The 13,964-nt window shown below is 37.8% G+C and carries 13 protein-coding genes; 3 read left to right on the top strand and 10 right to left on the bottom strand.

Going from position 1 to position 13,964, the window contains the following annotated elements; translation table 11 throughout:
• Positions 1-6: 6 nt before the first annotated feature.
• From KO521_RS12780 to gcvP, 4 genes are all read right to left on the bottom strand, one after another.
• Positions 7-858 (bottom strand): glycosyltransferase, encoded by an 852-nt coding sequence (locus KO521_RS12780; protein ID WP_215940294.1) that lies wholly within the window; start codon positions 856-858, stop codon positions 7-9.
• A 54-nt stretch (positions 859-912) separates the two neighbouring features.
• The gene (locus KO521_RS12775; protein ID WP_215940704.1) at positions 913-1,443 is read right to left on the bottom strand and encodes a methyltransferase; all 531 of its coding nucleotides are present in this window, start codon (positions 1,441-1,443) and stop codon (positions 913-915) included.
• Between the two features lie 45 nt (positions 1,444-1,488).
• Entirely contained in the window at positions 1,489-2,544 is a 1,056-nt protein-coding gene (locus KO521_RS12770) for a 3-oxoacyl-ACP synthase III family protein (protein ID WP_215940293.1), read from the bottom strand.
• Positions 2,545-2,709: 165 nt separating this feature from the next.
• Positions 2,710-5,562, bottom strand: coding sequence for an aminomethyl-transferring glycine dehydrogenase (gcvP, locus tag KO521_RS12765; protein WP_215940292.1), 2,853 nt, complete (start codon positions 5,560-5,562; stop codon positions 2,710-2,712).
• Positions 5,563-5,686: 124 nt separating this feature from the next.
• Between gcvP and KO521_RS12760 the strand changes: the two genes are divergently transcribed.
• Positions 5,687-6,511, top strand: coding sequence for a hypothetical protein (locus KO521_RS12760; protein ID WP_215940291.1), 825 nt, complete (start codon positions 5,687-5,689; stop codon positions 6,509-6,511).
• Between the two features lie 227 nt (positions 6,512-6,738).
• Here KO521_RS12760 and KO521_RS12755 read toward each other — a convergent pair whose 3' ends face one another.
• Positions 6,739-7,293: a sigma-70 family RNA polymerase sigma factor gene (locus KO521_RS12755; protein WP_215940703.1), complete on the bottom strand. Its 555-nt coding sequence runs from the start codon at positions 7,291-7,293 to the stop codon at positions 6,739-6,741.
• A 121-nt stretch (positions 7,294-7,414) separates the two neighbouring features.
• Between KO521_RS12755 and KO521_RS12750 the strand changes: the two genes are divergently transcribed.
• Positions 7,415-7,774: a rhodanese-like domain-containing protein gene (locus tag KO521_RS12750; RefSeq protein WP_215940290.1), complete on the top strand. Its 360-nt coding sequence runs from the start codon at positions 7,415-7,417 to the stop codon at positions 7,772-7,774.
• Here KO521_RS12750 and KO521_RS12745 read toward each other — a convergent pair.
• The 5 genes from KO521_RS12745 to KO521_RS12725 form a co-directional block, all read right to left on the bottom strand.
• Positions 7,771-8,292 (bottom strand): 5' nucleotidase, NT5C type, encoded by a 522-nt coding sequence (locus KO521_RS12745; protein ID WP_215940289.1) that lies wholly within the window; start codon positions 8,290-8,292, stop codon positions 7,771-7,773. The two genes, KO521_RS12750 and KO521_RS12745, sit on opposite strands and share 4 nt — an antisense overlap.
• A gap of 258 nt (positions 8,293-8,550) precedes the next feature.
• Complete coding sequence (locus KO521_RS12740) at positions 8,551-10,569, bottom strand: M3 family metallopeptidase (protein ID WP_215940288.1); 2,019 nt, start codon at positions 10,567-10,569, stop codon at positions 8,551-8,553.
• A gap of 22 nt (positions 10,570-10,591) precedes the next feature.
• A complete protein-coding gene (locus KO521_RS12735) occupies positions 10,592-10,993 on the bottom strand; it encodes a hypothetical protein (RefSeq protein ID WP_215940287.1) in 402 nt (133 codons plus the stop codon).
• A gap of 29 nt (positions 10,994-11,022) precedes the next feature.
• On the bottom strand, positions 11,023-11,514 hold the full coding sequence (purE, locus tag KO521_RS12730; protein WP_215940286.1) for a 5-(carboxyamino)imidazole ribonucleotide mutase: 492 nt from the start codon (positions 11,512-11,514) through the stop codon (positions 11,023-11,025).
• A 4-nt stretch (positions 11,515-11,518) separates the two neighbouring features.
• Entirely contained in the window at positions 11,519-12,691 is a 1,173-nt protein-coding gene (locus KO521_RS12725; RefSeq protein ID WP_215940285.1) for a 5-(carboxyamino)imidazole ribonucleotide synthase, read from the bottom strand.
• Between the two features lie 110 nt (positions 12,692-12,801).
• Between KO521_RS12725 and KO521_RS12720 the strand changes: the two genes are divergently transcribed.
• Positions 12,802-13,908 (top strand): adenylate kinase, encoded by a 1,107-nt coding sequence (locus KO521_RS12720; protein WP_215940284.1) that lies wholly within the window; start codon positions 12,802-12,804, stop codon positions 13,906-13,908.
• Positions 13,909-13,964: the final 56 nt, after the last annotated feature.

Raw genomic sequence — 13,964 nt, 5'->3', positions numbered from 1 at the left:
TTGAAATTATAAAAGTTTTCTTTTGATGTTCCGCCAACGTAATTTTCTTATAAAATTGCCCTCCGCTTTGGTAACCAGGAATTGTTCTTTCTCTTTTCTGGCGTCGAGATAGCCGTACAGGTTATCCATAAAAGCTTGTGGTTTTTTTTGCTTTAAGGCCATTTTTAATGAGGCTATTGTGGTTATTAAAAAACCATATCTCATGGTAAACATTGCTTTTCCTTGAAGGTGTTTAGCCTTTTTGTTATAGGCCTTTCCGGTAGGTCTAAGATGTTTTACTTTTAAGGCATCATCCGTATAAATTTCATGTCCGTGGTATTGCGCGAGTAATTCATCTACCGTGTCCCAGCCCATAGCACTTCGTAAACCTCCAATAGCTTTAAAACATTTCTTGGTATAAGCCTTAAAAGCACCTCGAACATGGTTTTTATCCATAGGGTGATTTAGCTTCCACTGCCCGTCTTCATTCTGTTCGTAAATGAAACCTCCGGCAATACCTACTTTGGGCTGTCCTCTAAAAATATAAACGATTTTTTCAAAATAATTATCGGGGAGGATTACATCGGCATCTAATTTTACGATAAAATCGTAATCTTCATCTAGTAATTGAAGACCTTTGTTAAATGCATTCGCCACTTTGCTGCCAGGCATGTGCTCTGTAGAAGATGTTGTATTCAGCTTTTGAAAAATAGGGCTGAGAGTCACGAATTGGTCTATGATAGCTTCTGTGTTGTCGGTGGAATTATCGTTCACAACAACTACCCTTTTTGGCTGTAGCGACTGTCTTAATATAGAATTTAAGGTGTCAGCTAAAAAGCCTTCTTCGTTATGAGCGGGAACAATTACGTAGTAGTGCATGGCAATGAAGCATTTAAAGGTCAAAAGCTAAGAAAATCAAATGATATACTAGGCTTATTTCACTTGTTTTCTTATGGCATATACAATGTAGTAGCGTGGGGTGAAACTTCGTAATAATGGGCGTATGCCCAGTTTTCTGACAGGATTGGTCCATTTTGCCCTATCCTTTATTTCCCAACCTGCTTTTTCCAAAAGCCAGTCAAATTGCCAATCCTCAAATTCATGGTAATGACGGTCCCACGGGTCCGTTTTACTGCGGTAGGCAGGAGAAAACCAAAGTTTTAGGGGGATACTGGCCACAAGTTTATCTGCTTTTATTTCCCTAAGCGGATTAAAAGGAGCTAATAAATGTTCGAAAATTTCAAATGCGGTAACAACTTTTGCATTAGAATTGACTAAGGAAGAATAATCAACATCCAAATCTTCGCCTTTGGTATTTTCTACAGTATATCCCTGTCCTTTCATGATTTTCGAAAACGGATTTTCTACACCAAGATCAAGAATGGTTTCCTCGGTAGATATATGCTTTTTTAGAAAATCTAGGGTATGCTGAAAGCGTTTACTCGGATAGGTATTCTCGTACATTTGAACAGGTTGCAAGTTTGATGTTTTGCGCTGTTACCGGTTCAATTAGACCCTGTATACCATAGCATTAATATTCATGCCCGCGCCAACACTGGCAAAGATAACAACATCTCCCTTTTGAACCTCTTGATTTTCTATTTTTCCGTTCAAGACCAAATCAAATAGGGTAGGTACTGTTGCAACAGAGCTATTGCCTAGTTTACCAATGCTCATAGGCATTATGTCATTAGGAACCTCTTGGTCATACAGACCGTAGAAACGCTTAATGATGGCTTCGTCCATCTTTTCGTTCGCTTGGTGAATAAATATTTTTTTAAGGTCATTTATTCCTTCTCCGCTTTCATCTAAACAATCTTTCATTGCCTGTGGAACGTGGGTCACTGCGAATTCATAGATTTTACGACCGAACATTTTTATATACTTCGTGTCATCTTTAAGTTGATTGTATGACTTCCCAAAAAATAAGAAGTAGGCTTCTTCTTGCGTATACGTGGCACTTGAATGGGAAAGCAGTTCTCCTGCGCCATCTGTCTGTTCAATTATAGCTGCCCCTGCACCATCGGAGTAGATCATAGAATCCCTATCATGCGGGTCTACAATTCGGGATAGTGTTTCACCACCGATAACAAGACATTTTTTGGCGATACCGCTTTTTATAAATGCATTTGCCTGAATTACACCTTGTATCCATCCAGGACAGCCAAAAATTAGGTCATAAGCAACACATGCAGGATTTTTTATTCGTAAATGTTGTTTTACCCTGGTTGCTAAACTGGGCAGCGTGTCACTTTGAATATTACCTGGGGATACATCTCCAAAATTATGTGCAAAGATTATGTAATCAATGGTTTCTTTATCTATTCCGGCATCGGTAATTGCTTTTTCGGCAGCTAGAAAACCAATGTCTGAAGTATTAAGGCTTTTTTCGGCGTAGCGTCGTTCTTCAATTCCGGTAATACCCTTAAATTTATGAATGATAACAGCATTGTCATGGGCAAATGGAGAGCCATCGGCATTTAAAAAATTATGACCTCCAAATTCATCGTTCGGAACGACGAGTGATGGTATGTAACTTCCTGTTCCTGTAATAGCAATTGACATATCGTAATTTATTTTATCACCCTACAAGGTAGACTAAAATGAATTGATTCCTATGCATGCATAGGAAAATTTACGATGTCCAAGACGTATTTAAAAAATGATATAAAATAAAACAAGCCTTCCTTTAATACTGGGAAGGCTTGTTTTTGTTGGGTATATAGCTGATTAGTTGGCTTCTGCATATGCCTCAATAGGAGCGCAAGTACATATTAAATTACGGTCTCCATAGGCATCGTCTACTCTTCTTACCGATGGCCAAAATTTATTATCCTGAATGTACGAAAGTGGAAATGCAGCTTTTTGTCTGCTGTAAGGAAAATTCCATTCATCTGCAGTTAGCATTTCAAGTGTATGGGGTGAATTCTTAAGTACGTTGTTTTGGTCTTCTGTAGTAGCTTCGTTTATCTCTTTTCTAATGGATAGCATAGCCTCACAAAAACGGTCTAATTCGGTTAAGCTTTCACTCTCGGTTGGTTCGATCATTAATGTTCCTGCAACGGGAAAAGATACAGTTGGTGCGTGAAAACCATAGTCCATTAGTCTTTTGGCGATATCCGTAACTTCAATGCCGTTCTTTTTAAAAGGACGACAATCAATAATCATTTCATGTGCAGCACGTCCTTTTTCACCTGTATATAATACGTCATAGGCTCCGCTAAGTTTATGTTTTATATAATTTGCGTTTAAAATGGCAATTTCAGTGGAGTGTCTCAGTCCTTGTTCGCCAAGCATTTTTATATACCCGTAAGAGATTAAACATACCAAGGAGCTTCCCCAAGGTGCCGCAGAAATTGCTGTTATAGCACTATTCCCACCAGTCTCTATTACGGGGTTACCTGGAAGAAAAGGAACTAATTGTTCGCCAACACAAATAGGACCTACACCAGGACCTCCGCCTCCATGGGGTATAGCAAAGGTTTTATGAAGGTTTAGGTGACATACATCTGCTCCAATAATTGCAGGGTTGGTAAGACCAACTTGCGCATTCATATTAGCGCCGTCCATGTATACTTGGCCACCATTATCGTGTACTAATTTGGTGATTTGTTTTATGGAAGATTCAAAAACACCGTGGGTAGAAGGATAGGTGACCATTAAAGCAGCAAGATTTTCAGAATGTTTTTCAACTTTTTCTTCTAAATCGGCTACGTCTATATTCCCTTTTTCATCCGTTTTGGTAACAACAACTTTCATACCTGCCATTACTGCCGAAGCAGGGTTGGTGCCATGTGCCGAAGCAGGAATGATACATACATCTCTGTGTCCCTCATTTCTGGATTCATGGTAGGCTCTAATTACCATAAGTCCCGCATATTCACCTTGAGCTCCTGAATTTGGTTGCAAGGAGGTTGCTGCAAAACCGGTTATAGTAGATAGGTCTTTGGCTAACTCTTTTAAAATAAATTGATAGCCTTTAGCTTGTTCAATAGGTACAAATGGGTGAATATTACCCCAGCGTGGCATGCTCAGAGGTAGCATTTCCGAAGCAGCATTGAGCTTCATGGTGCAAGAGCCCAATGAAATCATAGAATGATTTAAAGAAAGATCTTTACGCTCCAGTTTCTTGATATATCGCATGAGTTCCGTCTCGGAATGGTACATGTTGAATACTTCATTTTGTAAAAAGGAAGAGTGGCGCTGTACTGAAGGCGTTATAGCGGATTTTGATATAAGCTTCTCGGTTATGGTAGCTTTTTTACTAATAGCTTCAGCAAAAACAGAGACAATTTGATTTAAATCTTGTATTGAAGTAGCTTCGTTAACGGCAATAGAAATTGTTTCATCATCAATATAAAGAAAATTCACACTGTTTTTTTCAGCCACTTTCCTAACACTTTTAGCATCTGCTTTAATAGTAATAGTATCAAAATAAGATGAATTAGTTTGATACAGTCCTAATTTTTCCAGAGCATCTGCAAGAGTTACGGCAGTATGGTGAACTTTATTGGCTATGAATTTTAATCCTTTGGGACCATGGTATACAGCATACATACCGGCCATAACGGCCAACAAAACTTGAGCAGTACAAATGTTAGAGGTTGCTTTGTCTCTTTTAATATGTTGTTCCCTTGTCTGGAGTGCCATTCTAAGAGCAGATTTACCATCTGTATCTTTAGTAACTCCTATGATTCTACCGGGAATATTTCTTTTGTAAGCCTCTTTAGTCGCGAAAAATGCTGCATGCGGACCTCCGTAACCAAGAGGGATACCAAATCTTTGAGTGGTTCCAACAACAATATCAACTCCAAATTCTCCAGGAGGAGTGAGTAGAACTAAACTTAATATATCTGCTGCAACAGCTACTTTAATGTCGTTTTCCTTGGCTTTGGACACAAAATTGGCGTAATCATTCACTTGACCGTATTTGCCAGGATATTGTAACAAAGCACCGTAGAAATCTTGGTCAAAAGTAAATTCTTCATGGTTTCCAATCACTAGTTCAATACCAAGTGGTGTAGAACGTGTTTTTAAAAGCGATAACGTTTGTGGCAGAACTTCTTCGGAAACAAAGAATTTTAGTATACCGTTCTTCTTTTGTTCACGGCTCCTTACGTCAAACAACATGGTCATAGCTTCTGCAGCGGCAGTACTTTCATCTAAAAGTGAAGCATTGGCCAGCTCCATACCGGTAAGATCGGATACTACGGTTTGGAAATTTAAAAGAGCTTCTAATCTACCTTGTGCTATTTCAGCTTGATAGGGGGTGTACGCGGTATACCAACCTGGGTTTTCAAGAATATTTCTTTTTATTACTGAAGGAGTTAAACTTTCATGATATCCCAAACCGATATAAGTACGGAAAACTTCGTTTTGCTCTGAAAGTTCTTGAATATGAGCTAAAAATTTATGCTCGCTCATAGGCGCATTAAGCTGCAAGGGTTGTTTTAGACGAATATCATTTGGAATAGTCTCATAAATGAGCAGTTCCAAAGTTTCTGTGCCTACTGTTTTGAGCATATGCTCATGATTCTCTTCTCGTATGCCTATATGGCGTAAAGCAAATACGTCTGTCTTCATAGCTTAAAAATAAGTGGCGTAAAATTAGACATTTTATCCCTTAAAATTATCACATAATTGTTCCATAGGTTGAAAGTTTTTAACTAAATCCGGTGTTTATGAACAGTTTAGTTAGTTTTGTGGTATGAATGTTCTGAACCGCATTTTTGATTTTTATCTAGATGCTTCCATACATGTTGCTTTAGCGGTGTATGCACTTGTTCATGTAACAGATATAACGCTTGGATATGGAGTGGATCAACACCTTTCCTGCTTCCTTTTCTTTGGTTCTATTGCTTGCTACAATTTTGTGAAATATGGGGTAGAAGCCAAAAAGTATATTCTGGTTGCCACTAGGTATCACAAGAATATTCAATTAGCCAGTTTTCTTGCTTTAGCTATAGCTGTTTACCACGGTTACTTTCTTAAAATGGAGGTCTGGTTTGGAGTTACCGCTCTTGTGGCACTTACGGGTTTGTACGCGGTACCTCTCTTGCCACATGCTAAAAACTTAAGGAGTTGGGGCGGACTTAAGATATTTATTGTCGCGTTGGTTTGGGCCGGGGCAACTGTTCTCCTTCCTGTGTTGGAAGAAGGTGGGCAGATGGATAAGGATGTTTGGATTGAGTCTGTTCAGCGATTTCTTTTCGTACTGATTTTACTAATTCCTTTTGAAATTCGTGATTTGGTTTACGACAGCCCGGAGCTGAAAACTTTGCCACAACGTTATGGAGTTGCCAATACCAAAATAGTGGGATTTTTTGGAACCTTTCCGTTTTTCTTTCTTATCTTTTGGAAAGATACTATTTATATATATGAAGCTATTGCCGGGGGTATACTGTTTTTGCTCCTAGGAAGTTTAATGTTTGTTACCAAACGTCAACAAAATAAATATTTTGCCTCCTTTTGGGTAGAAGGTATATCTATTTTTTGGTGGGCGGTATTGTTTGCGTTGGAAAAACTTTTTTAGTCTCTTTTATCTAACATTTGCTTCATTTTCAACTTTTCTTGTTCAGTTAAGCTGTGAAGGTCTGCCTTCTGACATAATGTTGTTAATTGTGTGTTCTCTTTAGTTGCCTTAGAACAAGTTTTACACATAAAAAGGTGAAAACGCAATTTTATTTTTTCCATAAAAGTTGCTTCCCTATATTGGGCTTTGTTACAAATTATGGCGGCTTTGTCGCAAGAAATCATAGTTTAAAACCAATTTTGATTAAGGCAATCCATTAAAGCTGTTCTAGCTCTATGTATCATTACCCAGAGATTAGACGGATTAATATCTAGCTCATTACAAATATCTTCTGTGCTAACTCCTTGAATTGTCTTCATGGTAAAGACCAAAGCTTGTTTTTTAGGTAGTTTAGCAATACACGACTGAATAGCAAGTCCTAATTCTTCGTTCTCTATGTTGCTGTTTTCGAATGAACTAAAGGGGTCTGCCACTTGTTCTTCTAGCCAATCACCCTCGGCATCCGTCTGCGAACTATAGTTCATTCGCACCTCAGCTTTTCCTTTTTTAGAGTTGATTTTTCTGTAATGATCAATTACTTTTCTTTTAAGAATAGCAATTAGCCAAGTGCGTTCCGCAGCGTCTCCCTTGTAATTTTTAGCAGATTTTAAACCTGCCATAAACGTTTCTTGAACAAGGTCTTTTGCTACTTCAGCGTCGCTAATACGGCCTATTGCGTAGTTAAAAAGGTAATCTGCATATAAATCAACCCATTTCTCGGGCTTAAGTTGGTGCTCTGCCATACGTATCGTGTCGTCTTCAAAAGTAATGGAATTAGATTTAATGACCTTCAATTTTTTTTCATTCCCCGGAATATAATTTAATGCCGCCATAATTAGTATTTTTGATTAAACTTAAAATGCTATGAAATTTCACTATTTGCTTCTAACCTTGTGTGTTCTAATTTTGGGTTGTGCTCAAAGTAAAGGAAAACGTATCACAGAATTTTCACAGAATGATATAGATTCGGGAATTTTGGTAGATGTTCGGACGCCACAGGAGTTTATTGACGGTCATTTGGATAATGCAGTGAATATTAATTGGTTTGATGCCAATTTCATAAAAAGTTTTGATACTATAGACAAATCCCGTCCTGTATATGTGTACTGTAAAATGGGAGGGCGTAGCGCTAAAGCAGCCCATGTATTAGATTCGCTAGGGTATAGCATGGTGGTTAATCTAGAAGGCGGGTACGATGCCTTTTTGGCAAATAAAAAGGACTAGAGTAGTTTTTCTGCAACTTCTAGCCAATTGTTGGCACGTTCAAAACCTGTAGTATTTACGTTGTGAGGAGAAGTAAATAAAATGGTTCTACCATTAAACGTTTTAAGGTTGTAACTGCGATCATCAATAAGTACATCGCCATGTAAAATATGCTTGTTCCCACAAAGTATACGATTTTGCCATGGAATAAAAGGTAGATGTTCATCTAACCAATCTGATTTTTCTTCCAAAGAGTTAGGGAACTGCATTGCTGCAGACGCAATGTATAGGTCGTGTTTCTCATGCAGTTTTTGTAAGACTTTTTGAGCATTGGGTAGGAGTTTAAGGTTGCGAAAGAATCCTCTTGTCCTTGCATGGTTCCGTACACTTTGTTGTCTGTTTTCAGGAACTTTGTGCCATACCTCACTTCCGTGGAAAATGTCTAATGGCAAATTTTCGTTAAATTCTTTATTATAAATTTCTATATGAGCTCCGTAAGTGTCGGCAATCACCTCATCCATGTCAACAAATATAACCATGTCTTTTTTTTGCGAAGGTCTAAAAACCAAGTGAGATGGCTCCTTTAAAAGTAAAAAATAGTACTAATTTAACCTATAGTTGGTGTTTGGTTTTAGGGAATAAAAAAAGAGGGCGTCCCCACACCCTCTTTTAAACCGTTAAAAAAATTACTTTTGATATAACCTTTTCAACCTACTTATGTTTAGTAAATATATAAGAAAAAACTTACAAAACATAATCTGGGTATATTTTTTTTATTTTTTTTGGATGATATGCTTTTAGTCCAATAGTCCGGCCCTTTCCAATAAGGCCTCTACCTTGGGTTCTGCGCCTCTAAAACGTTTGTACAAGGTCATTGGGTTTTCTGTGCCACCCTTAGAAAGAACGTTATCCTTGAATTTAGTAGCAACTTCTTTATTAAAGATACCGTTTTCCTTAAAATAAGCAAAAGCATCAGCATCTAAAACTTCTGCCCATTTGTAACTGTAATATCCTGAAGAATAACCGCCTTGGAAGATGTGCGAAAAGGAAGTGCTCATGCAAGTTTCTGCGGTTTCAGGATATAGGTTTGTACCTTTAAATGCTTTGGTTTCATGTTGCTTCACGTTAGTAATACCAGTTGGGTCTATTCCGTGCCAAGACATATCTAATAGTCCAAAACTCAGTTGGCGCAACGTTTGCATACCTTCTTGAAAAGTTGCGGATTCTTTTATTTTTTGAACCAACTCCATAGGAATAACTTCTCCAGTCTGGTAATGAGTGGCGAAAAGCTCTAAAGCCTCTTTCTCATAGCACCAATTTTCCATGACCTGACTGGGAAGTTCTACAAAATCCCAAAAAACTGAGGTGCCTGAAAGACTTGGGTATGTAGTGTTTGCTAGCATACCATGTAGTCCATGACCGAATTCATGAAATAGAGTAGTTACCTCATTAAAAGTTAAAAGAGAGGGCTTGCTAGGTGTAGAGCGCGTAAAGTTACATACATTGGATATATGCGGACGTACATTTTCTCCATCACTTTGGTATTGCGGTTTGTAGGAAGTCATCCAAGCTCCACCACGTTTTCCTTTTCTTGGGTGGAAGTCTGCATAGAAGACAGAAATAAAGTTGTTGGACGTATTGTAAACCCTGTATGTTTTTACTTCTTCATGATATTTATCAATATCGGAAACTTCTTCAAATCTTAAATCAAATAACTTTTCGGCTACTTTAAAAACACCGGAAATTACATTTTCTAGCTTAAAATAAGGTTTTAGTTTCTCGTCATCTAGGTTAAAGAGCTTCTGTTTCAGCTTTTCAGAGTAGTAACTACCGTCCCATTTTTGGAGCTGGTCTATACCGTCCAATTCTTTAGCAAAATCTTCAAGTTGAGCGAATTCCTTTTCCGCAGCCGGTTTTGCTTTTACCAAAAGCTCGTTTAAGAATTCATGAACTTTTTCCGGCGTTTCCGCCATACGTTCTTCAAGAACAAAATTGGCATGGGTCTTATAGCCCAAAAGATTTGCACGCTCAAATCGCAAATTGGCTATCTTAAGTACGTTTTCTTGATTATCTAGCTCATCGCCATGAAAAGCTTTACTACCAAAGGCCAGAGCTAATTCTTTCCGGAGTTCACGATTTTTGGCATATTTCATAAATGGAATATAGCTTGGGTAATCTAAAGTAACCAACCAACCGTCTTTATCCTTGGATTTTGCCAGTTGCGCAGCAGCCTCTTTTTCACCATCAGGAAGACCGTCCAGATCTTTTTCATTGGTAAGGTGCTTTTCATATTTATTGGTTTCAGCAAGTACATTTTCACCAAATTTTAATTTCAATTTGGAAAGCTCAGCATCAATTTCGCGAAGACGTTTCTTTTTGGCATCATTAAGATTAGCCCCGTTTCTACTGAAACTTTTGTATTTTTTATCAAGTAAAGTTTGTTGCTCAACCGTTAAGTCTAATGAATCTTTCTGGTCGTAAACACTTTTTATACGCCTAAACAAAGCTTCGTTTAAGGTTATATCATTACTGAATTCAGAAAGTAGAGGGGAAATTTCTTGTGCTATCTTTTGAATTTCTTCATTAGTTTCAGCAGAATTCAAATTAAAGAATACGCTGGAAATACGGTCTAGTTGCTGACCGGAGAACTCTAGCGCTTCAATTGTATTTTTAAAAGAAGGTTCAGCCTTGTTGGCCGTAATTTGGTCTATCTGTGCTCTTGCATCATCCATAGCCTCTAAAAAAGCAGGCTTAAAATGGATATTTTCAATTTTTGAAAAAGGAGCAGTATCAAAAGGAGTCAATAAAGGATTCATATGACGTAAGATTTTTTGGGTTTTAAGATTCTATGGGATTGTTTTTGAGCTTTATCCAAGTATTTACCAGGTCTAGTATGAGTGCAAGGCCGGCTAAGAGAAAAGAAAGGGCAGCTCCGGTTAAAAACGCAAAATTGCGATCGGCACCGCTCATTACCTTATCTCTAACAAATCTATATTGGTCCGTATACTCAACAAGACCTATGCTTCCATCTCCGTTAAGGTCAAAGTCGCCTAATTGCATCTCATAATATTTCCAACGGAAAAATACAAGAACGAGAATCAATACATACATGGAGAAGAAAAACAGTAAGCTTCTCCAAAGGCTTCTTAGGTAAACATTGATAATGTTTTTTTCTATAATAGCTAGAGCAATAATAGCCAACACACCAATTATAAAACCAATAAGTGAAGGGTAGTTCATAAGTAGTAATTTTTGATAACCTAATACATTTACTTTTTGAAGCTTACGGATTTAGCACCTTCAATAACTTTTTGTTTTAGGCCTTCTTTGTAAAGGATAATTTTATCAAGAACACATTTGTCTGAACTTCCTATAATCTGTGCTGCGAGGATTCCCGCGTTTTTTGCTCCGTTAAGAGCTACAGTTGCAACAGGTACGCCACCTGGCATTTGAAGAATAGATAGAACAGAATCCCAACCATCTATGGAATTACTGCTTTTTACAGGAACGCCTATAACGGGTAATGGAGACATAGAAGCAACCATACCTGGTAGGTGAGCTGCTCCACCGGCACCTGCAATGATAACCGTGTAGCCATTGGTGTGTGCATTTTTACTAAAATCAAACAGTTTTTCCGGGGTTCTGTGGGCAGATACTATATCTACATCTACCTCAATGTCAAAACCTTTTAAAATATCTATGGCGTCTTGCATTACGGGCAAATCACTAGTGCTGCCCATTACTACTGCTACTTTACTCATATGATTATTTGCTTATCACTTTAATAGTTTCCTTTACTTGCTGTGCAATTTTGCGCGCTTCGGAAATTGATTCGTTTACTATGGTTACATGGCCCATTTTCCTAAAAGGACGGGTTTGTTTTTTGCCGTAAATATGGGGAGTTACTCCTTCCATTCCTAAAATTTCGGACATATTTTCATAAACGACCTCACCTGTATGTCCTTCGGCGCCTACTAAATTTACCATAATACCGGCAACCTTACTTTTTGTGTCACCTAACGGAAGGTTTAAAATAGCACGAATATGCTGTTCAAACTGATTGGTATAACTAGCCTCAATACTGTAATGACCACTATTATGAGGCCGTGGAGCAACTTCATTAACTATAATTTGATTGTCTTTTGTTTGGAAAAGCTCTACTGCTAAAAGACCAACATGTTGTATTTTTTCTGAGACTTTCAATGCTATCTCTTGTGCTTTTTTAGCAACTTCATCACTAATTCTTGCAGGACAGATAACATATTCTACTTGGTTAGCTTCCGGGTGAAATTCCATTTCTACCACCGGATAGGTTTTTACTTCTCCTCCGGCGCTTCGGGTTACGATAACTGCCAGTTCGTTTGTAAAGTCTATCATTTCTTCGGCGATGCACTCACCGGTAGGAAGTCCTTCTAAATCTTCTATTTTGCGAACAACTTTTACGCCTTGGCCATCATAGCCAAATTGGGCAGCTTTCCATATAAAAGGAAAAGTCAAAGCTTCGTTTGAGATGCTGTCCTTTATTTCGCTTTTATAGGCAAATCTTTGAAAATCTGCTGTAGGTATGTTGTTATCAACGTAAAAAAGCTTCTGTTTTGCCTTGTTCTGAATAATTCTAAGTGCTCTGGTGGGAGGAAAAACCTTTAAACCTTCGTCTTCAAGTTTTTCTAGTGCATCAACATTTACATTTTCTATTTCAATGGTAAGCACATCTACTTGCTTTCCCAAATTATATACGGCATCAAAATCCATAAGGTCTCCTAAAATAAATTCGTTGCAGGCTATTTTAGAAGGTGCTTCTGCAGAAGAGTCCATTACCACGGTATAAATATCAAACTTACGAGTTTCGTAAAGTAACATTTTTCCGAGTTGGCCACCGCCTAAAATTCCCAATTTAAAAGATGAGGAAAAGTAATCTGATGAATTTTCTATGGACATGAAATTGATTTATAACTAGTGCAAAAATACATCGAATTCTTAAAACGCAAGGTGTGTGCTTAAAAAAGCAAAATCAAAGTGTTATATTAGCCGTTCTTTAAAAATGCGATGTGATAAAGCTACACGATAAACATTTTAAACCGTTCTTGAGCGAAGAGCAGATTAAAGCCGCCGTTAAAAACGTAGCGGACCAAGTGGCCGCAGATTATAAAGACGAAATCCCCATATTTGTGGGCGTGCTAAATGGTTCGTTTATGTTCGTCTCAGACTTTCTGAAAGAATATGAGTATCCTTGTGAGGTTTCCTTTGTAAAATTAAGTTCTTATCAAGGTTTGACTTCAACGGGAATAGTAGAAACGCTTTTAGATGTTTCCGAAGATATAGAAGGCCGTAGTGTTATTATTCTTGAAGATATCATAGATACGGGCCGTACGCTTAAAAAATTAATACATCTTTTCTCAAAGGCTAACGTTAAGGAGTTTAAAGTTGCAAGTCTTTTTTATAAGTCTGAAATATATAATGGTGAGTATACCATTGATTACATAGGTATAGATATACCGGATAAATTTATAGTGGGTTATGGCTTGGATTATAATGAATTAGGCCGAAATCTTAGGGAAGTTTACCAATTAAACCAAAAACATATGATCAATCTCGTGCTGTTCGGGAAACCGGGGGCTGGAAAAGGAACCCAAGCGGAATTTTTAAAAGAGAAGTACAACCTGAAACATATTTCTACGGGAGACCTTTTCAGGTACAACATGAAAAATGATACTGAGCTAGGCAAATTGGCTAAATCATATATTGATCGTGGCGATTTAGTTCCCGATGAGGTAACTATAAAAATGTTACAAGATGCCGTAGAGAAAAATCCGGATGCAAGCGGGTTTATTTTTGATGGTTTTCCGCGTACTACAGCCCAGGCAGAGGCTCTAGATGCATTCTTGACTACCAAAGAGATGAAAATAGATGCAACCATTGCTTTAGAGGCTAATGATGAAATTCTAATACAACGCCTGTTGGAACGAGGCAAGGTCAGTGGCCGTAGCGATGATCAGGACGAATCTAAGATTCGTAATCGTTTTGATGAGTATAACGAGAAGACCGCACCTTTAAAGGATTTTTACGAAGCTCAGAATAAGTTTCATAGTGTAAACGGAATTGGTGCCATAGATGAGATAACCCACCGTTTGGGAAAAGTTATAGAAGAGCTGTAAAAACCTCAATTTTTAAATTTTTTAAGAGAGTTGAATAAGTCAAACTAAAGTTTAGG

The sequence above is a fragment of the Zobellia uliginosa genome, from assembly GCF_018860745.1.
GTDB classification, from domain to species: Bacteria; Bacteroidota; Bacteroidia; order Flavobacteriales; family Flavobacteriaceae; genus Zobellia; species Zobellia uliginosa_B.
Note: the sequence above shows the minus strand (reverse complement) of the source record. Positions and strands in the feature narration are given on the sequence as shown.